Origin of the sequence: Variovorax paradoxus, from assembly GCF_902712855.1 — a bacterium.
Lineage (GTDB): Bacteria > Pseudomonadota > Gammaproteobacteria > Burkholderiales > Burkholderiaceae_C > Variovorax > Variovorax paradoxus_Q.
In genome coordinates this window covers 5,179,980-5,205,735 of record NZ_LR743507.1, presented here as the reverse complement: position 1 = coordinate 5,205,735, position 25,756 = coordinate 5,179,980, and the positions used below count along the sequence as shown (strand labels likewise).

Annotated in this window: 22 protein-coding genes and 1 pseudogene; 6 read left to right on the top strand and 17 right to left on the bottom strand. The window is 69.0% G+C overall.

Features of this window, described 5'->3' with window-relative positions; all coding sequences use genetic code 11:
* The first annotated feature begins 3 nt into the window (after positions 1–3).
* From pal to AACL56_RS24715, 6 genes are all read left to right on the top strand, one after another.
* On the top strand, positions 4–507 hold the full coding sequence (gene pal / locus AACL56_RS24740; RefSeq protein WP_339092437.1) for a peptidoglycan-associated lipoprotein Pal: 504 nt from the start codon (positions 4–6) through the stop codon (positions 505–507).
* A 107-nt stretch (positions 508–614) separates the two neighbouring features.
* Positions 615–3,794: a glutamate ligase domain-containing protein gene (locus AACL56_RS24735; RefSeq protein WP_339092436.1), complete on the top strand. Its 3,180-nt coding sequence runs from the start codon at positions 615–617 to the stop codon at positions 3,792–3,794.
* Positions 3,791–4,111: a hypothetical protein gene (locus tag AACL56_RS24730; protein ID WP_339092435.1), complete on the top strand. Its 321-nt coding sequence runs from the start codon at positions 3,791–3,793 to the stop codon at positions 4,109–4,111. The genes AACL56_RS24735 and AACL56_RS24730 overlap by 4 nt, the downstream gene beginning before the upstream one ends.
* Before the next feature lie 75 nt (positions 4,112–4,186).
* The gene (locus tag AACL56_RS24725; RefSeq protein WP_339092434.1) at positions 4,187–6,004 is read left to right on the top strand and encodes a peptidase domain-containing ABC transporter; all 1,818 of its coding nucleotides are present in this window, start codon (positions 4,187–4,189) and stop codon (positions 6,002–6,004) included.
* A gap of 36 nt (positions 6,005–6,040) precedes the next feature.
* Entirely contained in the window at positions 6,041–7,357 is a 1,317-nt protein-coding gene (locus tag AACL56_RS24720; RefSeq protein WP_339092433.1) for an HlyD family type I secretion periplasmic adaptor subunit, read from the top strand.
* Positions 7,354–8,955 (top strand): TolC family protein, encoded by a 1,602-nt coding sequence (locus tag AACL56_RS24715; protein ID WP_339092432.1) that lies wholly within the window; start codon positions 7,354–7,356, stop codon positions 8,953–8,955. The genes AACL56_RS24720 and AACL56_RS24715 overlap by 4 nt, the downstream gene beginning before the upstream one ends.
* Before the next feature lie 253 nt (positions 8,956–9,208).
* Here AACL56_RS24715 and AACL56_RS24710 read toward each other — a convergent pair whose 3' ends face one another.
* The 17 genes and pseudogenes from AACL56_RS24710 to AACL56_RS24630 form a co-directional block, all read right to left on the bottom strand.
* Positions 9,209–10,633, bottom strand: coding sequence for a sigma 54-interacting transcriptional regulator (locus AACL56_RS24710; protein WP_339092431.1), 1,425 nt, complete (start codon positions 10,631–10,633; stop codon positions 9,209–9,211).
* Positions 10,634–10,649: 16 nt separating this feature from the next.
* Positions 10,650–12,713 carry a TadG family pilus assembly protein gene (locus AACL56_RS24705; RefSeq protein ID WP_339092430.1) on the bottom strand — a complete coding sequence of 688 codons (2,064 nt, stop codon included), beginning with the start codon at positions 12,711–12,713 and terminating at the stop codon, positions 10,650–10,652.
* Between the two features lie 14 nt (positions 12,714–12,727).
* Entirely contained in the window at positions 12,728–13,192 is a 465-nt protein-coding gene (locus AACL56_RS24700; RefSeq protein ID WP_339092429.1) for a TadE/TadG family type IV pilus assembly protein, read from the bottom strand.
* Positions 13,189–13,662, bottom strand: coding sequence for a TadE/TadG family type IV pilus assembly protein (locus AACL56_RS24695; protein WP_339092428.1), 474 nt, complete (start codon positions 13,660–13,662; stop codon positions 13,189–13,191). The genes AACL56_RS24700 and AACL56_RS24695 overlap by 4 nt, the downstream gene beginning before the upstream one ends.
* A 31-nt stretch (positions 13,663–13,693) precedes the next feature.
* A complete protein-coding gene (locus tag AACL56_RS24690; protein WP_339092427.1) occupies positions 13,694–14,164 on the bottom strand; it encodes a DUF3613 domain-containing protein in 471 nt (156 codons plus the stop codon).
* The gene (locus tag AACL56_RS24685) at positions 14,161–15,099 is read right to left on the bottom strand and encodes a hypothetical protein (protein ID WP_339092426.1); all 939 of its coding nucleotides are present in this window, start codon (positions 15,097–15,099) and stop codon (positions 14,161–14,163) included. The genes AACL56_RS24690 and AACL56_RS24685 overlap by 4 nt, the downstream gene beginning before the upstream one ends.
* A complete protein-coding gene (locus AACL56_RS24680) occupies positions 15,096–16,061 on the bottom strand; it encodes a type II secretion system F family protein (protein ID WP_339092425.1) in 966 nt (321 codons plus the stop codon). The genes AACL56_RS24685 and AACL56_RS24680 overlap by 4 nt, the downstream gene beginning before the upstream one ends.
* The gene (locus AACL56_RS24675; RefSeq protein ID WP_339092424.1) at positions 16,058–17,056 is read right to left on the bottom strand and encodes a type II secretion system F family protein; all 999 of its coding nucleotides are present in this window, start codon (positions 17,054–17,056) and stop codon (positions 16,058–16,060) included. The genes AACL56_RS24680 and AACL56_RS24675 overlap by 4 nt, the downstream gene beginning before the upstream one ends.
* Entirely contained in the window at positions 17,049–18,365 is a 1,317-nt protein-coding gene (locus tag AACL56_RS24670; RefSeq protein ID WP_339092423.1) for a CpaF family protein, read from the bottom strand. Before AACL56_RS24670 ends, AACL56_RS24675 begins: the two co-directional genes overlap by 8 nt.
* Positions 18,366–18,369: 4 nt before the next feature.
* Positions 18,370–19,653, bottom strand: a complete 1,284-nt coding sequence (locus AACL56_RS24665) for an AAA family ATPase (RefSeq protein ID WP_339092422.1) — start codon at positions 19,651–19,653, stop codon at positions 18,370–18,372.
* Positions 19,654–19,670: 17 nt separating this feature from the next.
* Entirely contained in the window at positions 19,671–21,062 is a 1,392-nt protein-coding gene (locus AACL56_RS24660; RefSeq protein WP_339092421.1) for a type II and III secretion system protein family protein, read from the bottom strand.
* Positions 21,063–21,102: 40 nt separating this feature from the next.
* Positions 21,103–22,113: a Flp pilus assembly protein CpaB gene (gene cpaB / locus AACL56_RS24655; protein ID WP_339092420.1), complete on the bottom strand. Its 1,011-nt coding sequence runs from the start codon at positions 22,111–22,113 to the stop codon at positions 21,103–21,105.
* Positions 22,114–22,193: 80 nt separating this feature from the next.
* Positions 22,194–22,676 (bottom strand): A24 family peptidase, encoded by a 483-nt coding sequence (locus AACL56_RS24650; RefSeq protein WP_339092419.1) that lies wholly within the window; start codon positions 22,674–22,676, stop codon positions 22,194–22,196.
* A 32-nt stretch (positions 22,677–22,708) separates the two neighbouring features.
* Complete coding sequence (locus AACL56_RS24645; RefSeq protein WP_339092418.1) at positions 22,709–22,894, bottom strand: Flp family type IVb pilin; 186 nt, start codon at positions 22,892–22,894, stop codon at positions 22,709–22,711.
* Positions 22,895–23,307: 413 nt separating this feature from the next.
* Positions 23,308–24,795 (bottom strand): L,D-transpeptidase family protein, encoded by a 1,488-nt coding sequence (locus AACL56_RS34350; protein WP_425337077.1) that lies wholly within the window; start codon positions 24,793–24,795, stop codon positions 23,308–23,310.
* Positions 24,762–25,040, bottom strand: a complete 279-nt coding sequence (locus AACL56_RS24635; protein WP_339092941.1) for a L,D-transpeptidase Cds6 family protein — start codon at positions 25,038–25,040, stop codon at positions 24,762–24,764. The genes AACL56_RS34350 and AACL56_RS24635 overlap by 34 nt, the downstream gene beginning before the upstream one ends.
* A 436-nt stretch (positions 25,041–25,476) precedes the next feature.
* A pseudogene (locus AACL56_RS24630) lies at positions 25,477–25,734 on the bottom strand (tetratricopeptide repeat protein); the annotation flags it as partial.
* Positions 25,735–25,756: the final 22 nt, after the last annotated feature.

Genomic DNA, 25,756 nt, shown 5'->3' with positions numbered 1-25,756 from the left:
GATATGAACAAGAAATTCCAGACACTGACCATCGTCGCCCTCGGCGCAGCCCTCGTGGGCTGCGCGGCCCCCAAGACGGGCCGCGACGACGCGACTTACTACTACTCGAACAAGGCCGTGACCGCGGTGCCGAAGGTGGAACCGGCGCCGGCACCGCCGGTGCAGAACGGGCCGGTCGGCGTGCCGAAGATCGTCTACTTCGACTTCGACAAATACAACATCCGCCCGCAGGACCGCCAGATCGTGGAGGCGCATGCCAGCTACATGCGCAACCGGTCGTCGAGCCGCGTGGTGATCGAGGGCAACACCGACCAGCGCGGTGGGCGCGAATACAACCTCGCGCTCGGGCAGCGCCGTGCCGAGTCGGTGCAGCGCGCGCTCACGCAGCTGGGCGTGCCGGCCGAGCGCATCGAGGCCATCAGCTGGGGCACGGAAAAACCCGCGTCCCTCGAGCTCACCGAGGAGGGCTATCAGCTCAATCGCCGGGCCGAATTCAGCTACCGCTGAACCGGACCCCGCGATGATCTCGAAGCCAGTCTCCGGTCCGTGCACACGTCGTCCAGGCCAGGGCCGATGACGGGCGCACCCGGTCTCCCGCACCCGATCGGGGCCGAATGATGTCCTTCAAAGACCAGCTTCACGCCTGCCACGAACGCCTGGCGTCGGTGTGCGCTGCGCTGCCGGCGCCGTACCCGGCGTTCACGCTGTTCTTCTCGGTCAGCGACGGCTCGCAGCGCGCACATGTCGTGCACGCGCGCGCCGCCGGGTTCGAGGCCGCCTGGCGCGAAGGCGCGGGGCAGGTCGAGCAGTGGGTGCACGACCGCGGCATCGTCTCGCCGTGGCTGCGCATCGACTGGGTCGAGGGCGCGAGCCCGATGGACTGGGCGCAGTTCAATACCCAGCTCACCGCCGTCAAGCGCAACTACTTCCGCCTGGGCCTGGCCTTCGACCAGGACTTCGCGCTCGCATTCACGGAGCAGGAACTCAACGCCAACGCGATGCTGTGCGGCGACTCGACCATTCCGCACTCGGTGGTCAATCCGCGCAACTTCGAGGTCTACGGCCAGGCGCGCTTCCGGCAGCTGCCGCCGCTCGACATGCCGGCGGACCGGCCCGTGTACCTGCTGGCCACGGTGGGCGTGTTCTGCCAGCCCGACGGCGTGGTGCACAAGCTCGTGGGCACGGGGCTCGACGCTGGGCGCCGGCAGCTGCCCGCGCTCAACCCGCAGTCGGTGCACGACCTCGTGCGCAGCGGCTCGTCGTACCTGGCGCGCCAGGTGCAGAGCGACGGCCTCTTCGTGTACGGCTATTTCCCGTGCTTCGACCGCCGCATCCCGACCTACGACGCGATGCGCCATGCGAGCGCGCTCTACGCCATGCTCGAGGCCTGGGAGCTCACGCGCGACGAGACGCTGCGCTTCGCCATCGACCGCGCGCTCGACCACCTCGCCGGCGCGCTGATCCGCGACTACACGCTGGCCGACGGGCGCGCGGTGGCGTTCCTTGTGGACACCGGCGGCGAGATCAGGCTCGGCGGCAATGCGGCCTGCGTGCGCACGCTGGTGAAGTACTGCGAGCTGATGGACACGCGCCACTGGCTGCCGCTGCTCGAGAAGCTCGCACTGGGCATCGTGTCGCTGCAGGACCCCGCCAGCGGCCGCTTCAACCATGTGCTGCATGCCGCGGACCTCACCGTCAAGCAGGCTTCGCGCACCATCTACTACGACGGCGAAGCGGCCTTCTCCCTCATGCGCCTGTACGGTCTCGTGCGCGACCCGCAATGGCTGGCCGCGGTCGAGAAGGCCTTCGACCATTTCATCGCCAGCCAGCACTGGCAGGCGCACGACCACTGGCTCAGCTGCTGCGTCAACGAGCTCACGCACTGGAGCCCGCAGGAGAAGTACTTCCGCTTCGGCCTGCAGAACGTGGCGGGCTATCTCGACTTCGTGCTCGACCGGAAGACCACCTTCCCGACGCTGCTCGAGCTGATGCTGGCGGCGCAGCAGATGCTCCAGCGGCTCGAAGGCATGCCTGCGATGCGGCACCTGCTCGACGAGCTCGACACCGAGAAGTTCTACCGCGCGCTCGACTACCGCGCGCACTACCTGCTCAACGGCTTCTTCTGGCCCGAGATGGCGATGTACTTCCGCCGGCCGTCGAGCGTCGCCGGTTCGTTCTTCGTGCGCCATCACTCGTTCCGCGTGCGCATCGACGACGTCGAGCAGTACGTGTCCGGCTTTGCCGCCTACCACCGCTTCCTGCTTGAGCGCCGCGCGGCCCCGGGCCTGGCCGCCGGCGGCGTGGCCGGCGTCAACAGCGGCGGCACTGCCGGCAGCGGTGCGGGGCGCGACGACGGCGCCGCATGGACCGCCAGCGAGATGGCGCGTGTCACCGGCGGCGAATGGGTGGTGCGGCCGGACGACGGCTGGCGCGCCACCGGCGTGGCGCAGCGCTCTTACATGCGCAAGGGCCGCGTGGTTTTCGACCACCAGGCGCGGCCGTCGAAGACGCCGCTGGCGGCGGTCACGCTCAAGGGCGTGCTGCAGCCGGCCGCCGCGGTGCTGTGCACCGACCCCAAGCCGCACCTCGACAAGCGCGTGCCCGTGCTCAAGGTCTCGAACGTGCTGCAGGCCGTGCTCGAACTGGGCGACCACGCGCGTGCCGAGTTCACGGGCCATGTGTGCGGCGTGCTTGGCAGCGGTGCGACCGCAGGCGCGGGTGCAGGCGCAGGTGCCGGTGGCGCCACGGCGGCGGGCGGCGGCGCTTCGAGCGCGACCGTGGCCGCCATGCTGGCCGGCGCGCTCACCGTGTGGGGCGAAGTCGCGCAGCCGGAAGGCAGCGTGAGCCTGCCGTCGGGCATCGCCTGGAACATGACCTGCATGCCGCGCCACGCGGCCTACTGGGTGCTCGAGATGGGCACCTCGCAGATGCCTGCTTCGGCGCAGCTCGTGCGTCCCTCGCTGCTGGTGGTGACCGGCCTGTCGGCCGCATCGCAGAAGCACCGCGGGCCTTCGGAGGCCGCGGCACGCATGGACAGCCGCATCTTCCAGGCCATGGCCGCGGGCGACAGCGTGGTGCTCAACCGCGACATGCCCGAGTTCGCGATATTTGCCGAAGCCGCGATGGCGCAGCAGCTGCAGGTGCTGAGCTACGGCGAGCACCGCGATGCCGACGTGCGCCTGCTGGCCTTCGACCACGGCGAAGTGCAGGCGCTGGTGGCGGGCGAGCCCTTCCAGCTGCGGCTCAATGCGCCGGGGCGCCACATGGGCGCGAGTGCCGTGGCGGCGCTGGCGGCGCTGCAGGCGCTGCGCCTGCCGCTGGGCGCGGCGGTCGAGCCCTTCGCGCACTTCGAGCCGCCGGGCGGGCGCGGTGCGCTGCACACCATCCACATCGGCGGCGGCAGCTTCAAGCTGATCGACGAGACCTACGACGCCAACCCGAGCTCGATGCGCGCCGCGCTGGAGCTGCTGTCGCAGGCGCCCTGCGAGCCTTCGCGGCGCGTGGCGATCCTCGGCGACATGCAGGAGCTCGGCCCCGCCGCGCAGCGCCATCACCTCGACCTCGAGGCCGGCCTGCTCGCCTCCCAACCCGATCGCGTGCTGCTGTGCGGTCCGATGATGCGCGCGCTGCACGCCCGCATCCGCACCAAGGTCCGCTCGCACTGGTTCGTCGATGTGTCGGACCTGTCGACCGCGCTCGGCAGCCTGCTGCAGCCCGGCGATTGGGTTCTTGCCAAGAGTTCGGCCGGTGTCGGCCTGTCCCGGCTCGCCCGGGTTTTGAAAGCACTTCCATGAGAACGAACGTCACGATGCCGATGCCCTTCGACTGCGAGGCGGCCGCTTGCACGCGCCAGCCCGCAAGGCGCTGGTGGCTGGGCTGGATGCAGCTGCTGTGTGCATGGGTGCTGTGCATGCTGTTGTGCGCCAACATCGCATTGGTGCTCGCACAGGGTTTGCCCGAGGGGGCACGCGATCAAACCAGGGAGAAGGTGTCAGGGAAGCCGGTCGGTTGCGCGGTCACGGGAAGCCCCGCGCAACACGGACCGGTGCAAGTGGAACGGGCCGGTCCGATGAAGGAGTCCATGACGTCCTGCCGAGTGATCGGCGGATGAATTTTTGCCTTGTAACAACACGGTAACAGTTGATAATGAGGCAGGCGTCATTGCCCGACGGATCGGCCCTTTTCCATGATCAAGTTCCTCTTGCCCAGCCAGTTGGTCGCCGACACGCCCGAAGAGCCCGGAGCCAGCCCGTACGCGGGTGCGCTGAACGAGGCGTTTCGTGCGGCCTACCCGCTCGTGAAGAGCGCGGCGTGGCGTTCGTTGCCCATCAGCCTGTTCGGGCTGCTGCCGTCGATCTTCCTGCTGCAGGTGTATGACCGCGTGCTGTCGCGCAGCGGCTTCTCCACGCTGGCCGCACTGGTGAGCGGCATCCTGTTCTTCCTGTGCCTCGAGTTCTGGCTGCGCACGCGCCGCTCGCGCCTGCTGCGCAATGCCGGCGCGATCATCGACCACGGCGTGTCGGGCGCCTTGCTCAACTCGATGCTCTCGCGTCCGCTGCGCGCCCTCGAGTCGCGCCCCGCGTCGTCGTGGCAGATGTACTTCCGCGACGTGGGCTCGGTGCGAGGCACCGTCACCGGCGGCCTCGCTCAATCGATCTTCGACCTGCCGATGGCCATCTTCGCGCTCATCGTGATCGGCATCGTCGCGCTGCCGGTGCTGCCCGTGGTGGCGCTGTTCCTGGCCATCATGTCGTTCCTGGCCTGGTGGTGGGCCGACGAAGTGCGTTCCGGCCGCGTGGAGGAAGTGCAGCGCGGGCGCGGCCTCGACCGCATGACCTCGGAGATCTGCCACGCACGCGAGACGCTCAAGACGCAGGCCAACGACGGCCCCACCATCGAGATGTGGCGCCAGACCTACAACGCCTGGCTCACCGAGAGCTTCACCAAGAACGGCCAGATCGAGACCACGCGCGACGGCACCACCGTGCTGCTGACGGTGTTCTCGGTGGTGGTGGTCAGCGTGGGCGCCATCTCCGTCATGGAGCAATGGATGACGGTGGGCGGCCTCGTGGCTTCGAACATGCTGGCGCTCAAGGCGCTGCAGCCGGTGGCCGGGCTGGTGTCGAACTGGCGCGCGCTCGCCACCGCGAAGGAGGCCGCCGGGCGGCTCGAGAACGTGCTGCGCGAGCCGGTCGAGAAGCCGCCCACGGGCATGACGCTGCCGCAGCCGCTCGGCCGCATCACCTTCAACGACGTCAGCTTCGGCTTCACCGACAGCGCGCAGCAGCCGGTGCTGGAAAACGTCGACCTCGACATCGGCCCCGGCGGCCTGCACGTGATCGTCGGGCGCAACGGCGCCGGCAAGTCCACGCTCGTGAAGCTGCTGTCGGGCCTGTACACGCCCACGCGCGGGATCATCAGCATCGGCGAGTACGACCTGTCGCAGTTCGGCCGCGAAGAACTCTCGCGCTGGATCAGCTACCTCTCGCAGGAGGTCTACTGGTTCGGCGGCTCCCTGATCGACGTGATGCGCCGCGGCGCGCCGGGCCAGAGCGACGAGCAGATCGTGGCCGCCTGCAAGCTCTCGGGCGCGCACGACTTCATCTCGCGGCTGCCCGACGGCTACCGCACCATGATCGGCGAAGGCGGCACCGGCGTGTCGGTGGGCGAGCGCCGCAAGCTCGCACTGGCCATGAGCTTCCTGCGCAAGCCCTCGGTGCTGGTGCTCGACGAGCCCAGCAACGACCTCGACTTCCAGAGCGAGCGCAACCTGCTCGCCACGCTGCTCGCCGTGGCCAAGGTGCGCACCGTCGTGGTGGTCACGCATTCGCTGCGCATCGTCTCCGCCGCCAGCGTGGTCTACCACGTCACCGGCCAGGGCAACGTGGAGCAGGGCACGGCCGCGGTGATGGTGCCGAAGCTGTTCGGCGTGAAGAAGCCGCTGGTGGCCGTGGGCGACCAGGACGACGGCGCCGCAGCCGCGGCTTCGCGCTCGATCGCGTGACGCCGCTTGTCAATGAAGAGTGACGGAGGACGAGACTTGAAATCAGACCTGCCGCAGATCCTCCAGGAAGAAAACGAGAGGCGCGCAGCCCGGAACTCGCCGCAGGGGCGGCGGCGGCAGTGGATCATCGGCGGCGCGGTGGCCGTGCTCGCGCTGATCGGCCTCGGCTTTCCGATGGAGACCGTCGTCGTCGCGCCGGGCCGCGTGATTCCCTCCGACCGCGTCAAGTCGATCCAGCATCTGGAAGGCGGCATCGTCAGCAACGTCCTCGTGAAGGAAGGCGAGAAGGTCAAGCAGGGCCAGTCGCTGGTCGAGATCGACCTCGGCGGCAGCGGCCTCAACCTCGAGGAACTCACCGCCCGCTACGCCGCCACGCAGGCCACCCGCGTGCGCCTCGTCGCCGAAAGCCGTGGCCAGCCGCTCAGGCGCGAAGCGTTCGCTGCCGACATCGACGAGGCCGTGTTCGAGGGCGAGACCGGTGCCTACCAGGCGCGCGCGCTCGAGCAGCGCGGCGTGATGGCCGGCGCGGTGTCGGGCCTGGAGCAGGCGCGCAGCAAGAAGCTCGAGCAGGAAGCCAAGGTCAAGGGCCTGGGCGACCGCCTCGCGCTGATGCAGAAGGAGCTCGAGATCTCCGAACAGCTGCTCAGCGAGAAACTGGTGGGCCAGGTCGAGGTGCTCGAGAAGCGCCGCCAGGCCGAGGGCGTGCGCAGCGAACTCGCGGTGGCGCGCCAGGGCGTCGTCTCGGCCAATGCGTCCATCACCGAGGCGCAGGCCAAGATGGCCGAGGCCGAAGGGCGCTTCCGCCGCCGCGCATCGGACGAGCTGGCCACCGTCGAGCGCCAGTTCGCGAGCCTGAGCGAAGACCTCGCGCGCGCACGCACGCAGCGCTCGCGCACGGTGGTGAAGGCGCCGGCGGACGGCATCGTCAAGGGCCTGCGCAACTCCAGCCCCGGCTGGGTGGTGAAGCCCGGCGAGGCCATCCTCGAAGTGGTGCCGGACGAGGACGAGATCATGGTCGAGGCGCGGCTCAACCCGAACGACCGCGGCTTCATCGAGGTGGGCCAGGACGCTCGCGTGAAGATCACGGCCTACGACTACCTGCGCTACGGCGCGGTCGACGGCAAGGTGCGGCTGGTGGCCGCCGACGCCGACCGGGATCCCGCCATCTCGAGCGGCGCCCCGTATTACCGCCTGCTCATCAGCATGTCGCAGTCGCATGTGGGCCGCACCGAGAACCGCATCACCGCCGGCATGGAGTCGGAGGTGGACCTGCGCGTGGGCACCGATCCGTTCATCTGGTACATCCTGCGGCCGGTGCTCAAGCTGCGGCGCGAAGCCTTCCGCGAACCATGAAGCAACGCACCTCGATCGACCGGCGCCGCATGGGCCCCGGCGTGGTCTGCGCAGCACTGTGCGCGAGCTTCGCGCTGGCGCCAACCGCTTTCGCGCAATCCCGAACGGACGCGCAGGACGCTTCGCCGGCCCAGCAGGCTTCGCAGGAAGCGTCCGGCCCGTTGACGCTCGCGCGCCGGCTGACCCCGCTGTCGCTGGGCACGGCCAGCTACACCGCGCAGGTCAAGCAGTCGCTCATCGTGCTGTCGCAGGACTACCCCGAGGTGCAGACCGCGCAGGCCGCGGCCAGCACCAGCAGCTTTGGCGTCGACGCCGCCCGGCAGGCGCGCTACCCGCGTTTCAAGATCGGCACCTCCTCGGGCAACTACAACAGCGGCGAGAAGGGCGCGAGGACGCAGAGCTACACCGTGCTCACCGCCGAGGCACGCATGAGCCTGCTCGACGGCGGCGCGCTCGACGCCGCGCAGCGCGCCGCCGAGGCCGCCAACCAGGCCGATGACGAAGCCGTGGTCACGACCTCGCAGAAGGTCGTGCTGGACGCGCTCACCGCCTACCTCCAGGTGCAGCGCTTCGACCTGAAGAAGCAGATCGCGCACAGGGCCACCGAGGTGGTCGCCGAACTCTCGAAGGCCGAGGCGCGCCGCGTGGCGCTGGGCGTGACCGGCGACAACGACCTGAACATGGCCGCCTCGCGCCGCGCGCTGGTGGCCGCGCGCGAGTCCGACTTCGCCGCGCAGCGCGACGAAGCCATTGCCAAGTTCCGCAACTACTTCAAGTTCACGCCCAACGCCGAGTCGCTGCCCGTGCTCGCGGCGCCGCCGCAGTGGCGCATCTCCTCGCAGGACGAGGCGCTGCGCCGTGCCGAGGCGCGCAGCACCGAGATCGCCGAGGCGCAGGGCCGCATCGAGCGCGCCCGCGCACTGGCCGACCAGCAGGACGCGAGCCTCTACCCGACGCTGGACGCCGTGGTCGTGAAGAGCAAGGACCCGCGCGGCGTCTCGCCGCAGGACCCCACGCGCGCCGCGCTCGAGCTCAACTGGAACTTCGGCAACGGTTTCGACCGGCAGCTGAGGCTGAAGTCCGCGCTGGCCGAAGTCGCCAACCAGGAGGCCAAGCTCGAAGGCGTGAAGCTCAACCTGTTCGAGCTCACCTCGGCCTCGTGGTCGCGCACCGTTGCCGGCCGCGAGCGCGAGCGGCAGCTCATGGAGGCCGTTAGCACCGCGGGCCAGGCCTTCCGCGGCCGCCGCCGCCTCATGGAGTTCGGCCGCGAGACCCTGCCCAAGGTGCTCGACGCCCAGCTCGACTACTACACCCTGCTGTTCGACTACATCGACGGCGTCTTCGACCTGCGCATCTCCGAGCTGCGGCTGGCCCGCACCACCGGCGAACTGCGCATCGACCCCGCCGGCACCAACGCCTGGATCGACCGCCTCTTCGGCGCCCCCAGCCGCCAGGTCCTCACCGAGGACGGCCTCCTCGCCGCGCTCTGCATCTCCAGCAACACCGCATGCGCCAGCGAACCCGTGACCGAGCGCAGCCTCGGTCCCGCCGGTTCCGCCCCCGCACTGCGCAGGACCCCCCGTCTCTCACCACCCTGACGCGCGCGTCCAGGCCAAGCGGAGCAAGCCACTTCGTGACCACCGCGGCCCGGCTTTGCCGGGCCTCAGGTGTTGCCCCCGGTAGGGGGAAGGAGAAGCGGACACGAAGTGCCGCGCATCCTGGGGGCGAGCCGTGAACACCGAGGAACCGGCTTTGCCGGGCCTCAGGTGTTGCCTCCGGTAGGGGGAAGGAGAAGCGGACACGAAGTGCCGCGCATCCTGGGGGCGAGCCAGGTACTGCCTGGGGGCGAGCCTATTGTTCTTCGGGAATGCCAGGCTCGCCGTCGAGGATCTGGTACTTGCGCATCTTTTCCCAAAGCACCTTGCGGCTGATGCCCAGGTGCTGCGCGGTGTCCTGGCGCTTCCAGTCGTTGATCTCGAGCGCCGCGATGATGCGGTTGCGCTCGCCGCTGTTCCAGCCCTTGCGGTCGCCGCTGCCGTCGAGCGACGCGCCACCGCTGCCGTTCATGCCGCCGCCAGCGCCCGAGGGCGAAGGCGTCGGCGTGCCGCGTGTGAGTGCGATGGCGCGCTGGATCAGGTTCTGGTCCCAGCAGTGCAGCTGCCGAGCGATCACTCCGACGCGCTCCGCGAGGTTGCGCAGCTGCCGCACGTTGCCGGGGAAGTAGGTCTCGGCCACCGCGTCGCTCAGCCAGTGCGGCGTTTCGCCGAGCACCTCGAGCTCGTCGCCGAGCACGTTGGTCAGCAGCGCCTTGAAGATCGCGATCTTGTCGACTTCGCCGCGCTCCTCGAGGCTCGGGATGTGCAGCTCGATCACCGCGAGCCGGTAGAACAGGTCGGCGCGGAAGTCCCCGCTTGCCACCATCTCGCGCAGGTTGCGGTTGGTGGCCGCCACCAGGCGGAAGTCGACGCGGATCGGCGACGTCGCGCCCAGCCGCGTCACCGCGCTGTCCTCGAGCACGCGCAGCAGCTTCACCTGCTGGTAGCGCGGCAGGTCGCCGATCTCGTCGAGGAACAGCGTGCCGCCGGTGGCCTGCTCGAAGTAGCCGCGGTGCGCGTGCACCGCGCCGGTGAACGAGCCCTTGGTGTGGCCGAAGAACAGCGACTCGAAGAGCCCGTCGGGAATCGCGCCGCAGTTCACCGCCACGAACGCGCCCTTGCCGTAGTGCTGGTGCCCGAGGTGCAGCTGCTGCGCGATGCGCTCCTTGCCCACGCCGGTCTCGCCGCGCACCAGCACGCTGTGGTCGCAATCGGCGAAGGCATTCACTTCGGCCAGCAGCGCCTTCATCGCGTCGGAGTGCGCCACCAGCACGTCGGGCGCCTGCGGCGCCACTTCGCGCGCGCGCAGTTGCCGCACCAGCTTCGCGACCATCGTGCGCAGCTCGGCGCAGGTGAAGTCGTAGGGCAGCACATGCAGGTACTCGGGCGGGTAGGTGCGCGAGTCGCGCTCGCGCGAGCCTGCCGCCACCCAGATCACCGGCATGCCTTGCAGCCGCTCGGTGGCCTGCGCCAGCCCGCCGCCGTCGATCACCGTGACACTGATCACCGCCACCGAGGGCCGCGTCGCCACCCCGCGCTCCGGCTCCGGCGTGGCCAGTCCGTCGGCCCGGATCACCTCCACGTCGAAGCTCGCCATGCACCGCGCGATGCGGTCGAGGATGTCGGCTTTGCCTTCCCAGACAAAGAGGTCGAGTTCGTCGAAGTTGGCGGGAGAGCTCATGTCGGAAGAACGGATTTCAGTAGACCAGCTCGGCGCCACGGTTGCATGAAAGGCGGGCGCCGATCTCCGCTTTCGCGAGATCGATGCCCAGCAGGTCGAGCAATGCGTTGACCGTCGGATCGAGCAGCGGGCCCAGCGCGTTGTTGATCATCGTCTGCAGCGTGCTCAGCAGATTGCTGATGAGGGAGAGGGTGCCGTTGAGAAGCCCGCCGAGGATGCCGCTGCTGTCGCTCGAATACGGCCGGATCTGGATGCCGCCGAGCGTGCTTCCCAGGCTCTTGACGATCGAGGATGCGCTGATCGCCTTGAACGAGGGGTCCGGCCCGACGCCGTCATAGGGCGCCGCATCGATCTCGGGGAGGTTCGCCGCCGAGGGCGAGATGTAGGTCAGCGCCGTGCCGCTCACGCTGCCGCCGATGTCCGAATTGACGACAAGGCCCAATCCCGAGATCACCGTTTTCTTGGCGTTGGCGATGTTCTCCACGAACGTTCCGCTCGCCGTCTTCCATTTCTTCGGACTGCAGATGAGCGAGAGAACACAGCTGTCGAACTTGGCCTCGCGGTAGCCGATTTCGACGATCCTCACCGGTGCGGCGGTCGCGGGCTGCGAGGACGAGAAGATGTTCGAGACGGTGCCTACATTGAGGCGCGCCACGCTGGTGTTGGCCAGTACGTTCAGCGACTTGCTGTCCGCGGCGTTGCACGCGTGGCCGGTCACGAGCGCCGAACCGTTGCCCGAACTGATGCCGATATCGATGGGGGCAGGAAGCGCCTCGGCGTAGATGACCTGCGTGACCTGGCAGGCGGGGAAGATGCCGCCGCACGCCACCGTTGCGACCAGGTCGGAAAGGATGGTTCCGAGATTCAGCGTCAGAACGCTGTTGAGGAAGTTGATGATGGGCGAGAGCGCGGCCGTCACCGTGGACAGCACGTTCGACAGCACGCCCGTGATCTTGCTGAGGTCCACCGACAGCAGCACGCGCACCTGCGCCGTGCGCACGTAGATCCTGTTGGGGTCGCCGACGCCGAGGCTGGCGTTGATGAGCGCCGGGTTGCCCACGGCGGAGACCTGCGGCGGCTCGACCACGCGAACCTTCGTGGTGATGTTCGCGATGCCGGGCACGGTGACCGGCACGTCCGCGGCCAGGCCGTTCTTTCCGTTCGCGACCTGGATCATGCCCTGCACGAGCTGGAACAACTGGAGCTCGGTGCTCAACCCGGCCGCGTCCGTGCCGCTGGCCACGCCAAGGAGGTCGGCGAGCTTGAGCGTGAAGGGCGCGGCTTGCACCGACACCAGCAAGCTCTTGAGCGCCTGGACAGAGGCCGTCGCGGTGGCACCGCTGCGCTCCATCACCGTGATCATGGCCTGCAGCAGCACGCCGGCATCGACATTGGTTGCCAGCACCTGGTCGTAGTTCGCCGCGCTGATGTTCAGGTCGAGCTTGAGCTGGTCTAGGAAGCTGAGCAGCTTGACGTTCGTGTCGAGCAACCCCTGCCAACCGGCCGCGGTGACGGTCAGCGAACCGCCGAGCAGGCCGCCGAGGAGTGCGTTGAGCAAGTCCGACTGTTTGCTGTCGACGGTCAGCAGCGTACTGCGGATGCTCAGCGAGGCCAGCGGCTGCCTTTGCGCCGCCAGGGCCTGCACGGTGAGCGTGAATGGCTGGCCGCCCGAGATGCTCGGCAGCAGCAGCGCCGGCGTGCGCGACAGCTGCACGCGCACCGCGTTGAAGAACTGGCCGGTATCGGGCGCGCCGAAATGCTGGGGACCCTCGCGCTTGTCCGGATCCCAGTTGCCGCACTCGACATCCGCAGCGGCCAGCGGCGGCAGCAGCGGCGGCATGTTCTGCACCGCGTTCGTCACCGCGGCACTCTTGGCGTCGGTGCAACTGAACGGCTGCAGCGATTGCGCCCCCGACAGCGCCGCCAGGTCGGCCGTCTTCTGGAGTTCGCGCTTCACGAGCATCAGGTAGCCGATCTGCGTCCCGAGCAGCGTGATGACGATGAGGCTGAGTGCGATCGCGGTGGTGACCAGCACCGAGCCGCGCGACCGGCGCGAAGACATCCGGCAGGAGACGTTCATGGCGATGACTCTCCTCATGATCGAATCGCGATGGTCGAACGGCTCAGCAACCGGTCGGGCATCCATTGACTGGTGTCGAGCAGCGGCATGGTCGGCAGCAGGCGATTGGCGCTGTACGGATAGCTCACGGTGACGACGAAGCTGGCGCCGGTGCCGGCTCCGCTCGCGGCCGCGGTGACATCGACGTTGGAAACGATCCAGCTTCGCCTGGTGGCGACGCTGGTGTTGGCGGAGACCGGCACGACCAACGACTGGGCCAGCGAATCGTAGACAGCGTCTTTCACGCGCGGGTCGCCGGTGACCGGTGCGGTGATGAGACCGGCCGCGCGCGCGCCTTCTTCCGCCGCACGGGTCACCGTCTGCTGCGTGTAGAGCACGGCGCCGAAGGTGGCCAGCGCGTACACCACGCTGAACAGGATCACGAAGACGAGCGCGAACTCGACCGCTGCCACGCCGCGCTGGCGATGCGCGGCGCTCATGGTGCCCTCCCGTCGAGCAGCATGCTCGCCTGGCCGACGATCTCGTCCGGCATGGCGAAATCCGGCAATGGTGGCAGGAGGCCGCGCATGTTGGTCGCCGTGATGGTCACGACCATCTGGCATCGCGCGTCCCATTCCGGACCGCAAGCCGGGGTGTTGCACACATTGCCGGCGACGCGGCAGACCGTGGCCTGAGCACTGCGTGTCACCGTGACCGGCAGCCAGCTCACGCTCTGCTCCGCGACGGTCCTGGCCCGGTCCTGCCTTGCCTGCAGTGTCGGCTGATAACGCAATGCCGCCCGCGCGCCTTCCTCGGCCGCGTTCTGCATGCCCATCCGGAACGCGAACAGCAGCCCATAGCAGATGATCCCGTACAGCACGCCGAAGAAGATGAGGAACACCAGGGCGAACTCGATGGCATACGCGCCGCGCTGGCGGCGCGCCGTGGCGCGAGTGGGGGGTGTCCTCATGGCGATGCCGTGGGCGGATGGGCGCGGGGCCTTATCTGGGGGCGGCTGAACTGCTGCCCGATCCGCTGCCCGAGCCGCCGGAGGTCTTCACGGTCGAATTCATGCGCTCGGGAATCGGAAACTCGAAGCTCTTCAGGTAGCGCTCGTAGCTGCGGTTCGCCACGTTGCCGGCGATGGGGCGCGGCGTGGGCGAGGCGATCTCGCCGCTGCGCTGCCATGCGAGCAGGTCCTGCGTCGCGTCGCCCACCTGCACGCGCTCGTACTCGTACAGCACCTCCGGCTCGCCGGCCATCGCTTCTTCGTTCTGTGCCGGCGCGGCAACGGGAGCGGGCACGGCCACGGACGCCTGCGGCTGTGCCTGTGCGCTCGCAGGCGCAGGCGCGGCCGGCCTGGCAGCTGCAGGTTCCTGCGCCAGCGCGGCCGTGGCGAAGGCCATCGACAGGACCGACAGCCCGACGGTGGAAGACAGTGCTGCAAGGCGGACGACGTTGGGTTTCTTCATGGGGTACCTCGAGAGCTCGCGCTCGGTGACAGCGACAACGCGGGGTCCGCGACGGACGGATTCAGCTGGCTGGCGGTGCGGACGCCGCCGGTGCCGGCCCAGCGCGATGCCTTGAGCATCAGGGGCGGCGGCGGTGTGCCCGCATCGCCGCGTGGAGCGCTCACCGCGCTGCCGACGTTCAGCGGCGCCTCGCGCCCGGCGCGCAGCTGCATCGCGGCCTCGCGGACCGCGGCACGCGTGGCCGGGGACATGCGGTTGGTTTCCATCAGCCGGTCCGCCTGTTCGCGCTGGCCGGTGGCCTCCAGGTACAGCGCGAGGTTGGTCTGTGCCTGCGTGCTGTCGGGGCGCAGCTGCAGCGCCTGCATGAGCGGCAACCGGGCCTCCTCGACCTGGCCCGCGCGCAGGCTGGCGTAGCCCAGGTCGCTCAGCAGCAGGGCGTCCGTCGGGGCCTGGCGCTGCGCCTGCCGAAGCAACTGCGCGGCTTCCGCGTAGCTGCCGCGCGCGCCGGCAAGCAGGCCGAGCCCGCGATAGCCGGCCCCTTCGAGCGGCGTTCCCATCAGCCGCTTGTAGGCCTCCGCGCTGGCCGCGGCCTGGTCGGTCTGGCGCAGTGCGTCGGCACGCATGCGCGTGGATTCCGGCGACACGCCCCAGCGCTGCTCCAGCGCATCGATGTGCGCGAGCGATGCGAACCACAGGCCTTCCTTCTGCATCTGTTCGACGAGCTTGAGGTAGGTGGCCCTGGTGTCGACGGTGGCGCCGGCCCTGGTTTCGGCGGCGGATTCGGCGGCCGCGCGCTGCTGGGCGTCGGCGCTGGCGGCGTACTGGTCCTTGAGCGCGCCGCAGGCGGTGAGCGCCATGGCCGCGGCCGCGGTCGCGGCCATGGCCAGCAGGCGTGCGGCGCGGTGCGCACGCACCGGTGACTCGATGGTTTTCATTTGCCGATGGCCCCCAGTGAACGGAATATCGCGATGAACCCAGGCCCCGCGGTGACGATGACCAGCGCCGGCAGCAGCGTGGTCACCATGACGCCGGTCATCTTCACGGTGATCTTCCCGATGCGTCCCTTCAGCTCCGAGCGGCGGCTTTCGCGCAACCGGTCGCTGAAGACGCGAAGCGGTTCCTGCACCGCACCGCCGTGCCGGTCGACCTGCACCAGCAGCGAGACCAGGCCGCGCATGTCTTCGCTCCTGTGCAGCGTGGCGAGGCGATGCAGCGAATGTTCGCGGGTGCGGCCGCGGCTGTACTGGTTGTTGGCCAGCGTCAGCTCGTAGCCGAGCACGTGCAGAACGTGCGAGAAGTCGGTCGCCATGATCTGAAGGCTCTGGTCGAGGCTCAGGCCCACGCCTTGCAGCAGCCGCAACAGGTCGATGAACAGCGGCAGCTCCTGCGCGGCGCGTTCGCGCCTGCGCGCGGCGAGCCGGCCGAGCAGCCACTTGGGTCCCATGAAGCCGATCGCGAAAGAGGCCGCCAGCACGGTCACGACGGTACGTTGCGCATGCCCGTCGCTCCACACCACGTAGACCACAAAGGGCAGCAGCACCGCGAGCAGCACGCGGGTGACCAGGAACACCAGCTGCGTGCGCTTCGAGGGCAGGCCGCACTGGTCGATGAGGTTGCGATCCTCGTCCGCCACCAGCGCGCGGCCGAGCCTGGAGTCGAGCCAGTGGAACGGCAGCTCGACGTCGGACGGCACCGGTGCGTCGGCGTCCGTGGCGGGCGCCGCGGCCGGCGCGAGGTCCGCCGGCACTGCACCGGCCTGCCGGATGGCGCGGCCGATGACCTGCCCGCTGCGCGTGCGGCGCAGCTCGCCGGCAATGAGCGCGCCTGCGCCGGCCAGCAGGCCCAGGGCGAGCAGCGCGAGGCTGATGACGGCGAGTCGATCGGGTGTGAGCGTCATGCGAGCCTCGCCAGTCGGTAGAGCAGCGCCGCGCCCGTCAGCTGCAGCGCGACCGCCGAAAAGATCAGCATGCGGCCGGTGCCGTCATTCCACATGCTCATGAAGTAGCCGGGGTTGGTGAGGATGAGGAACGCGCTCACGCCCACCGGCAGCAGGCCGAGGATCCAGGCCGACAGGCGCGTCTCGGCCGACATGGCCACCAGTTCCTGCTCGGCCTGCTCGCGGTCGCGCATGAAGTTGCCCACGCGCTCGAGCAGCAGGTCGGCGCGGCCGCCGTAGCGCACGCCCAGGCCCAGGATGGACGCCAGCAGGAACATCTCTTCGACGCGCACGCTGGTGGCCGTCTGGTGCAGCGCGCGGTCGAGGTCCATGCCCGCGCGCACCAGCGCGGCGGAGCGCTCGAGGTGGCCGCGCAGGGGCGCCTGCGTCGTCGCGATGGCCAGCTGGAAGGCCGCCTGCGTCGAATTGCCGATGGTGATGAGCCGCACCATCGCGTCGATGTAGGAGGGCAACTGGGTCACCAGCTTGCGGCGGAACTTCTGCAGCCGCAGCCAGACGGTGAAGCTTGCGGCGAGCGCCAGCACGAACAGGGTGCCCAAGGCGGCCCAGATGCCGCCGAACACGCCGGCCAGCAGGCACAGCGCGAGGCCCACGGCCAGCACCAGTGCGGCGATGCGCGGATCGATCACGCCCACGAGCCAGTCCGGCAGCGCGCGCTCGAGCAGGTTCACCGGCCTGGCAGGCGCAGCGGCGGCGGATTCGGCGTCGAGCCAGGGGTCGGTCAGCCCTGCGGTCAGGCCCTCGTTCGGCAGGTCGCGCAGCGGCATCGGCACCGGTGTCGACATCACGGCGGCCGTGGCCAGGATCTGCTGGTTCAGGTGCCGCTCGGTCGCCTGGCGCGCCTGGCGCCGCCTGGCCCATTGCCACAGCAGCAGTCCGCCGGCCGCCAGCAGCAGCGCGACGCAGCCGATGCCGAGCAGCACGCCTTCACGCACGGCTGTCTCCGTGCTGTGCGCGCGCCATCGACTGGCGGAAACGCGTGATCTTGGGCGAGTGCGGCGCAATGCCCAGCGACACCCAGCGGTCGCGTTCCTCGCCGTCCGGCGCGGTCACCGGCTCGTAGCGGTAGAGCTCCTGCATGGCCACCACGTTGTCGTTGACGCCGGTGACTTCGCTCAGCGAGATGATGCGGCGCTGCCCGTTCGACAGGCGCCCGATCTGCACGATGAAATCGATGGCATTGGCGATCTGGCGGCGCAGGCTCACTTCGCTGCCCTGGTAGCCCGCGAAGCCCGCGAGCATCTCCAGCCGGTAGAGGCATTCGCGCGGCGAGCTGGCGTGGATCGTCCCCATCGAGCCTTCGTGGCCGGTGTTCATGGCCTGCATCATCTCGATGACTTCGGCGCCGCGCACCTCGCCCACGATGATGCGGTCGGGCCGCATGCGCAGGCTGTTGCGCAGCAGGTCGCGGATCGACACCACGCCCTGGCCGTCGAAGCCGCCCGGTCGGCTCTCGAGACGCACCACGTGGCTGGTGCCGAGCGACAGCTCCGCCGTGTCCTCGATGGTGATGACGCGTTCGCGCGCCGGAATGAAGCTCGCGAGCGCGTTCAGCAGCGAGGTCTTGCCGGAGCTCGTGCCACCGCTCACCAGCACGTTGCAGCGCGCGCGCACCGCGATCTCCAGCAGCTGCGCCATGCCCGCGTCGAAGGTGCCGAGCTTGACCAGGTCGGCCGGCGTGAGCGGCTCCTTGCGGAACTTGCGGATCGACACCGAGAGGCCGTCGATCGCGAGCGGCTCGATGATCACGTTGATGCGGCCGCCGTCCGGCAGGCGCGCATCGACCATCGGATTCGATTCGTCCAGGCGCCGGCCCAGCGGCGCGAGGATGCGGCGAACGATGCGCATCACGTGCTCGGAGTCGGCGAAACGCACCGTCTCGCGCTCGAGCACGCCGTGGCGCGACACGTACACGTTCTGGTAGCCGTTGATCAGGATGTCCTCGACGGCCGGGTCGTTCAGCAGGTCTTCCAGCGGCCCGAAGCCCGCGAGCTCCTTGGTCAGCGCGTCGGAGATGAGCTGCATCTCGCGGTCGTTGATCGGCACGCGGCGAAGGCGCACGAAGCTGTCGACCTCGAGCTCCACGAACTGCTGGATCGATGCGCGCGACCAGCGGCCGAACTCCGCGCCCAGCTCCTCGATGCGGCTCAGGAGGTGGTCGTGCGTCCAGCTCTTGATGTCCTGGAACTGCTGCGAGTTGATGAACGCCTGGTCGTCGTCGGCGAATTCGATATCGGTGGACATGGGCTCAACCTTCGTGTGAACTCTTCCAGAGGCCGGTCACTTGCGACATGAGCGCAACCCAGCGTGGATCCTTGGCCGGTGGCTGGCCCGTGGCTGACATGTATTCCTGGCGCACGCTGCGGGCGAGGCCCGAGACGGCCTGCGCGTACGGATCGCTGCGCGCGGTGCGCACCAGCATCTCGCCGCGGCTGGCCGCCGACAGCAGCTGCGCGCTGCGTGCGGGCAGCACGTGGCGCAGCGGCAGTTCGAGCCGCTCGGCGATGTCCTTGGCGGATAGGCCGACGTGGCTGTCGAACTTGTTCACCACGAGCGACAGGCGTTCGGTCTCGACGCCGCGCGTGCGCAGTTCCTTGAGCATGTTGGCCGTCGAGACGATGCCGCCGATGCTCTGGTCGCAGACCACCCAGCCCTGCTGGGCCTCGCGCACCGTCTGCGCGATGAAGTCGATGGTCGAGAAGCCTCCGAGGTCGGCGATCTGGAAGTCGAAGAAATCGCCCAGTCGCTTGATGAGCGCGACGGAGTCCGCATGCGAGATCTCGCGCACCTGCGCGAGGCTTGCGGGCAGCGGCAGCACCGCCACGCCGCTGGTGTGATGCGCGAGCGCGGTGTGCAGCAGCGTCTGGTCGAGGCGGCGCAGGTTGCGCACGCCGTCCACGAAGCTGAAGCCGCTCTGCGTGTCGAGATACAGCAGGCCGTCGCGCGCCGGCAGGCCCAGGTCGAGCAGCGCCACGCCATGGCGCGGCGTGCGGCCCGGCGGACGTGCCGGCGTCTGCGCGAGCTGGTCGTTGAGCGAGAGCGCCAGGCTGGTGGCCAGCGTGGTCACGCCGAGGCCGGCGCGCGCGCCGAGCAGCGCGAGCGTGGTGCCGCGCGTGCCGCCCTGCATGCTGCTGCGCCGCTCCAGCAGCGTGCGCAGCGTGGTCACGGCTTCGGCGGGCGAGGCGGCCATGTCGACGAAGTCGTCCACGCCCGCGCGCAACGCGGCGAGCATGGCGGCCGGCTCGGCCGACACGCCGGCCGCGAGCACGGGCAGCGTCGGCCAGTCGCGCTTCAGGCGCTGGTGCAGCTCGGCGGCAGCGGCGCACTGGCTGGACGAGAAGTCGATGAACACCGCCACCGGCCCGAGCAGGGCGATGCGTTCGTCGATGGACTTCGTGTCCGGCGCCAGCACGACGACCGAGCCGAGTGCGCCGAGCGCATCGGTCAGCCACGTGATGTGGCTGCCGTTGCTCGACGCGAAGAGGTAGGTCTCGCTGCCGGTTTCGGGAATGCGGTCGCGTGGAGCGTTCATCAGGCCTGCCTGCGATCTCAGCGCGAGAAGCCGGGGACGGGCGTGTCGACGTAGCCGCCCAGGAAGTGGGCGCGCCACACGGCGCCGTCGCGCTGCTCGGAACTGGTGCCGGGAAGGTAGGGCGCGAGGTCGGTGCCGCGCGCGATGGGCTTCACCAGGTGCGGAGTGACGAGGATCGCCAGCTCCTTTTCCTTCATCTGGTAGTTGTTCTTCTTGAAGAAGGTGCCCAGGATCGGCAGGTCGCCGAGCACCGGCACCTTGTCGGCGTTCGATGTGGTGGTGCGGCTCACGAGGCCGCCGATGATGAAGCTCTCGCCGTCGCCCAGCTCCACTGTGGTGTCGGCACGGCGCGTGGTGATCGCGGGCACCGCGACGCCGTTGATGCTCAGCGAGTTGGTGTAGTCGAGGTCGCTGGCCTCGGGTGCGACCTTGAGCACGATGCGCTCGTTCGACAGCACCGTGGGCGTCAGCGTCAGGCCGATGCCGAAGGGCTTGTATTCGATGCTGGTCGTGCCCAGGCCCTGCGGCACCGGAATGGGCAGTTCGCCGCCGGCCAGGAAGCTGGCGCTCTGGCCCGACAGCGCCACCAGCGTGGGCTCGGCCAGCACGCGCGCCATGCCGTTGCCTTCGAGGAAGCCGACGTTCAGGCCGATGCCGGCCTTGCCGAAGTTGAACAGCAGACTGAAGGCCTGTGCGAGCGGGTTGTTGTATTCGCCGCCGATGCTGCCGTCCGAAGCGAAGGTCGTCGACTGGAGCGACGAGGGCGAGAACACGCCGAAGCTGAAGCCGTTCGAATTGGCGCGCGTGCTGAAGAGATTGAGGCCGGCCTGCTTGAGCACGCTGCGGTTGAACTCCACCACCTTCACCTCGACCTGCACGGTGCTGCTGCGCACGTTGACGCTGGAGCGATCGATCAGCTCGGCCTTGTCCGGCGTGCCGGCCAGCGCGGTGTCGCGCGCCTGCTGGTGCGCGGTCATGCTGTCCATCGAGCCGGCGAGCAGGCCGGTGCGGCGGCGCACTTCGACGATGTACGTCGTCGCGGCGGCATTGCCCTTTTCCCAGACCATGAGCGAGGTGCGCCCGGCGGCCTTGCCGGTCACGATCAGCCGCGCTGCCGGCGAGTTCTGCGTCTTGCGCGTGATGGTGACGGCGGCCACGGCCTCGTCGCCGATGGCCATGCGGTCGATGCCCTTGTCGATCACCAGTTCCTGCTGCGTGCCGGCAGTCAGCACCAGCGGGCGCTGCACCAGCGGGCGCGCCGCCGGCGCATCCGCTGCGGCCGTGGCCAGCGGCCACACGGCCTGCGTCGTTGCGCACAGGGCGATCAGGGACGGGCGCAGCAGCCGCAATGCGAACCTGCTGGAGCTGCGAGCGGCGCGGGTCGACTGCTCGCGAGGCGTGTGGTGCATGTGTCTTTTTCCTGGGTGACAGAGACGCCTGGCTGCGCGCTCAGTAGTTCACGGTTTCGCTGCGTTCGCCGCGAATGACTTCGACCTGGAGGCCGCTCCTTGCAGGGCCCGCCGAGCCGGCGGCGCGCGGCGCGCTCACCGCACGGACCTCGGTGGCGGGCGGGCGCACGCCGGGGCCCTTGCCGCCGGTGACGAGGTCGGCGGCGGTCAGGCCGGCCTGCGCGCGGTCGAGGCCTTCGAGCGGCGCGCGGCGCGCTTCGCCGGGCCTGGCCTGCACGGGCAGCAGCGCGGTCGGCAGGTCGGCGAACAGCTTGGGATCGGGTTCGGACATGTCGCTCGGGTTGCGCAGCGCGAGCAGCAGCCGGCCGCTGGTGTCGGCGATGGTCAGGCGGTTCACGTCGTCGACCGGCACGGCGAGCACGGCGGTGCGCGCGGCTTCCGCGCGCTGGGCCTGCTGCTGTTGCTGCACGGCCTTGTCGGTCGACCTGGACGGCAGGCCATCGACCGAGGCGCTGCCGAAAGCCAGCACGCGCTTGCGCGAGAGCAGCAGGCGGGCCTGGCTGCGATCGATGTCCTTGCCGTCGGACTTGAGCATCACGAAGACATCGACGAAGTCGCCCGGCTGGATCTTGTTGCCGACGCCCATGACTTCGTCGGCCTTGACCGCCACGGCGCGCTCGCCTTCGCCGATGCGCAGCGCCAGGCCGGACACCAGCTGGTTCTCCATCACCGGGGTGCCCTCGGCGAGGTCGAGCACCGGCACGCGGCCTGCAGCGACGGTCGCGTCCTGGAAGGCGCCGGCGGGGTTGATCGTGAGGCGCTCCACGCGCAGCGCGTCGGCGGGAATCGCCACGCCTGCGGGCAGCGGCTTTGCGGCCACCACGACGGGGTGCGTCGCGGCCTCGGGCGCCCTGGCGGGCGCGTCCGTCGGGGCAGCGGCGGTCGCAGGCGGGGCCTTGGGAGCCTGCCGGCCCAGCATCCAGGCATATCCGCCGAGTGCGATGGCCAGGAGCACCAGGATGGCTGCGAGGACTTTGGTGAGATTGATCATGGTCGGCGGGCGGAGGTGGGAGGGCGGGCGATCATGGAAGGGCGGAATGAATGGCCTGCTGCGGCAGAGGCAGACGGCTGCTAGCTCTGTCGCCCCCAGAACATCCAGGCCACCGTGGCCAGCGCGAGATAGGCCGCGTAGGGAATGAAGCGGGCCCGGCCGGATGGTGTTGCGCCGGTGATTGGCGCGGGCGACGCCGACAGGAAGATCGCGAGCCGCGGAGCGAGGGGCCAGCGCCGCAGCGCGAGGCAGGCCAGGGCATGGAGTCCAGCCAGCAGGCTGGCGGCGATCCAGATGGAAGCCAGGGGAGAAAGTCCGGTCCAGAGTCCGAGCGCACCCGCGAATTTCACGTCGCCTGCTCCCATGAGACCGAGAACGTAGAACAGCAGCAGGAAGCCGAAGCCGATGCCTGCTCCGAGGAATGCGGAAGTCCAGCCGACTTCGAACGGCTGGACCCCGAAGGCGAGTGCTGCCAGGGCCACAGCGGCTCCGGCGAGCACAAGCCAGTTGGGAACGCGGCGTTGTCGGAAGTCATGGACGGTGACGAAAAGCAGCCAGAGCAAGCAAGCCGATGTCATTGCTTGCAGTCGATGCTTTACGACTTGTCGATCACCAGCTTGGTATTGATTGTTTCGAAGACGTCCTTGAGCTTCGCACCCAAGCCGTCAGTGCCCGACAACACCGAAACGATCGCAATGGAAATAAGGCCCGCAATAATTCCGTATTCAATTGCGGTTGCACCTTCTTCATCGCGCCAAAAACGAGCAATAGAGCTGAGCATGATTTCCCCTTTCGAGAAGTGTTAACAAAAGCTGACGATGGGAATGTTATACAGCGTAACTCTGTGTATCAACAAGAGAAACTACCGAGTGGGTGCCTTCGACCGTGCTAGCCGGGAGGGATAAGCAGGATGGTTGCCAGCCTGCCGGCAGCTGGTCCTGTCGAGTACCAGGACAGCTGCGCGATTCGTTCAGGACGATTTTTTCCCTCTGTGAGCGGCGTGTCACCTCCCATGAAGATGGGAGGGCGCGTTACGTCACACGGAACGTGCGGGAACGGGGTGTTACGGGCGAAAACCGGTTACACGTTACGTAGCACGGGGCCACAAACGATCAGATGTAACACCGAAGAAAGCGCAGATGCGTGAGCAAAAAGTCACGACTTTGCGGGTGTGCCCCGGTCAGGCACAGGGGTTCAGCCGAGGATTTCCTCGTGGAAGAGCTTCCACTCGCTGCCCTGGCGCAGCCAGTACTGGCGCCGTGAGCGCCCGCTCTTCTCCCCTTCGAATACCTCGCCGAAGGTAACCACCATGGTGTCGTCGCTGTCGCGCCAGTGCAGGTAGGACAGGTCCTTGAACTGCACGCGCTTGCCCTGGGCGTATTTGATTTCGTCCTCGACGGCCGAAATACCGTCGGTGGATTTCTTGCTGACGCGCTGGAAATCGGGCAAATAGAATTTCTTCAATTGCAATTCATTTCCAGCCGCCCGCATATCTTTCCAGCCATTGATGGCCGAGGAAAACGTTTGCGCTTCCTTATCTGCCTGCGGCTGGGTAATCCATTGCAGGCTGCGCGCGGTCACCACCGGGGTGGCGCCGATCTGCACCTTGCGCAAAAGCTGCTTCAGGTCGGGGTTGGCCATGACCACGCAGCCGTCGCTCGCCAGCGGCGCCCGCGCAAACTGCTGCGGCGGCGTGCCGTGCAGCCAGATGCCGCCGCCGGTGCGGCCGCGCCGCACGTCGTACGGGTTGGGGTAATTGATGGGCAGGGCGCCCGCGCCGTAGAAGTCCTTCAGCGACTTCGGGTCGAGGCTGCTGGTGATGTAGTACACGCCCAGCGGGGTGCGCGCGTCGCCTTCGGTGAGCTTGTCGGTGCCCGATTTGCCGACGGAGATGTAGTAGTCGGCTGCGAGCTTCAGGCCCTTGTCGCTGTTCTCGAAGAGGTACAGCCGCGAACGCGAGGCATCGACGGCAATGGCATAGCGGCTGCGCGTGGAAAGCGCGAGGAACTGCGAGGGCACGGCATTGGCCGGGGGCCGGTCGCGCAGTGCCTGCAGGCGGCGCTTCGACTCCTCGTGCAGCTCGGCCATGGCCGGATTGCCGCGCATCTTCGCGATGCTGGCGGTGTCGGGCAGGGCGTTGGTGGGCGGCACCTGCGCCGCGAGCAGGTCGCCGTAGACGAGCTGCGCGAGCTGGAAGTTCGGATGGTCGCGCACGAGGTCGCGCGCCTTGGCCAGCGCGGGGCGGGTCTGGCCGCGCCCGAACATCTCGTACACCGCGATGAGGCGGGCCTCGGCGTTGCTGGCTTCCTGGATCGGCGCGCCGGCGCGGCGCGCGGGCCTGGCTGCGGCGGTCTTCGCCTCGGGTGCCGCGCCTTTGCGGCCCCTGGCTTGCGTCTGGGGCTTGCCCTGGCGCGCGGGCGCAGCGCTGGCGTGGCTTGCGGAGGGCTTGCCGGCGAGCGGCCTGGCCTTGGCAGCATTCCCGTTCTTCGCGGGGGCGGCCGGCTTGTGGCCGGTGTTCGATGCGCGCGCGGCGCCCGGGACGGCGGCAAGCACCAGTGCCGATGCGGTCACCAGCGCTGCGAGCAGCGGTGCGCTGCACGGACGGAACGGGGGAGTCTGGAGCCGGACGGGCCGGACGATGTCTGCCACTAGCCGCCGACGCTTTCCTTGCGAATGTGCCATTGGGTGCCGGAGCGCTGCATTTCCAGCGTCTTGCGGCTCGATATGTTGAGGTTGTCGGCGCGGTAGATCTGGCGGAATTTCGCGGTGGCGGAATCGCCGTCCACCTTGATCGCCAGGTTCTCGATGTTCACGCTGATGCTGCTCTTGCCGACGATGCGCGCACGGCGGTCCTGCTCCCAGCTCTTGCGGCTCTGGCCGCCGCCGGGGTTGAAGTCGTTGCCGTAGGCCGCGAGATAGCGGTCCATGTCCTGGCTGGCCCAGGCCGCAGCCCAGGCGCGCACGGCGGATTCGATCTCGGCATTGGACGCGGTGCTGCTCGCTGCAGGGGCAGAGGCCGGTGCGGGAGCCGGCGAGGGCGCAGGCGGAGCGGCCTCGGGGGCCTTCGGTGCCGCGGCCACCGGCGCAGGCGCCGCCGCGACCTTCGCGGGTGCAGGCGCAGGTGCCGCTGGCGGGGCTGCGGGCACGGGGCGGCGCGGGCGCCTTGGCCACGGGAGCCGGTGCTGGTGCAGGCGCACTCGCAGCCGCGACCAGCGTCGCCGGCTTGCCGCCCTGCGGCGTGGGGTTGAAGAGCGTGCGGATCACGGCCAGCTTGGGCTGCACGGCGGTGTTGCCCTGGTCGAGCTGCAGCGCCTTGCTGTAGGCCTGGCTGGCCAGCCGTGCATACACGTCGCCGAGGTTTTCCTGGGCGGTGGCGTAGCTGGGGTTGGTGCGGATCGCGCTCTCGAGCGCGGTGCGCGCCTTGTCGAACTGGTTCTGGCTCGCGTAGATCACCGCGAGGTTGTTGTACGGCTCGGGCAGCTCGGGAGCGTCCTGCGTGAGCTGCGTGAAGGCCGCGATGGCCTCGTTGCGCTTGCCGGTGTCGAGCTGGATCACGCCCTTCAGGAAGCGCATCTGCGGGTCGCGCGGCTTGTCCTTCAGGAAAGCGTCGGCCTTGGTCATCGCCTCGTCGAGCTTGCCGGCC

Excerpts from the sequence above, each read along its gene's own strand:
- pal (WP_339092437.1), top strand. The coding sequence starts at position 4 with ATGAACAAGAAATTCCAGACACTGACCATCGTCGCCCTCGGCGCAGCC.
- AACL56_RS24735 (WP_339092436.1), top strand. The coding sequence starts at position 615 with ATGATGTCCTTCAAAGACCAGCTTCACGCCTGCCACGAACGCCTGGCG.
- AACL56_RS24730 (WP_339092435.1), top strand. The coding sequence starts at position 3,791 with ATGAGAACGAACGTCACGATGCCGATGCCCTTCGACTGCGAGGCGGCC.
- AACL56_RS24725 (WP_339092434.1), top strand. The coding sequence starts at position 4,187 with ATGATCAAGTTCCTCTTGCCCAGCCAGTTGGTCGCCGACACGCCCGAA.
- AACL56_RS24715 (WP_339092432.1), top strand. The coding sequence starts at position 7,354 with ATGAAGCAACGCACCTCGATCGACCGGCGCCGCATGGGCCCCGGCGTG.
- AACL56_RS24710 (WP_339092431.1), bottom strand. The coding sequence starts at position 10,633 with ATGAGCTCTCCCGCCAACTTCGACGAACTCGACCTCTTTGTCTGGGAA.
- AACL56_RS24705 (WP_339092430.1), bottom strand. The coding sequence starts at position 12,713 with ATGAACGTCTCCTGCCGGATGTCTTCGCGCCGGTCGCGCGGCTCGGTG.
- AACL56_RS24700 (WP_339092429.1), bottom strand. The coding sequence starts at position 13,192 with ATGAGCGCCGCGCATCGCCAGCGCGGCGTGGCAGCGGTCGAGTTCGCG.
- AACL56_RS24695 (WP_339092428.1), bottom strand. The coding sequence starts at position 13,662 with ATGAGGACACCCCCCACTCGCGCCACGGCGCGCCGCCAGCGCGGCGCG.
- AACL56_RS24690 (WP_339092427.1), bottom strand. The coding sequence starts at position 14,164 with ATGAAGAAACCCAACGTCGTCCGCCTTGCAGCACTGTCTTCCACCGTC.
- AACL56_RS24685 (WP_339092426.1), bottom strand. The coding sequence starts at position 15,099 with ATGAAAACCATCGAGTCACCGGTGCGTGCGCACCGCGCCGCACGCCTG.
- AACL56_RS24680 (WP_339092425.1), bottom strand. The coding sequence starts at position 16,061 with ATGACGCTCACACCCGATCGACTCGCCGTCATCAGCCTCGCGCTGCTC.
- AACL56_RS24670 (WP_339092423.1), bottom strand. The coding sequence starts at position 18,365 with ATGTCCACCGATATCGAATTCGCCGACGACGACCAGGCGTTCATCAAC.
- AACL56_RS24665 (WP_339092422.1), bottom strand. The coding sequence starts at position 19,653 with ATGAACGCTCCACGCGACCGCATTCCCGAAACCGGCAGCGAGACCTAC.
- AACL56_RS24660 (WP_339092421.1), bottom strand. The coding sequence starts at position 21,062 with ATGCACCACACGCCTCGCGAGCAGTCGACCCGCGCCGCTCGCAGCTCC.
- cpaB (WP_339092420.1), bottom strand. The coding sequence starts at position 22,113 with ATGATCAATCTCACCAAAGTCCTCGCAGCCATCCTGGTGCTCCTGGCC.
- AACL56_RS24645 (WP_339092418.1), bottom strand. The coding sequence starts at position 22,894 with ATGCTCAGCTCTATTGCTCGTTTTTGGCGCGATGAAGAAGGTGCAACC.
- AACL56_RS34350 (WP_425337077.1), bottom strand. The coding sequence starts at position 24,795 with ATGGCACATTCGCAAGGAAAGCGTCGGCGGCTAGTGGCAGACATCGTC.
- AACL56_RS24635 (WP_339092941.1), bottom strand. The coding sequence starts at position 25,040 with ATGGACCGCTATCTCGCGGCCTACGGCAACGACTTCAACCCCGGCGGC.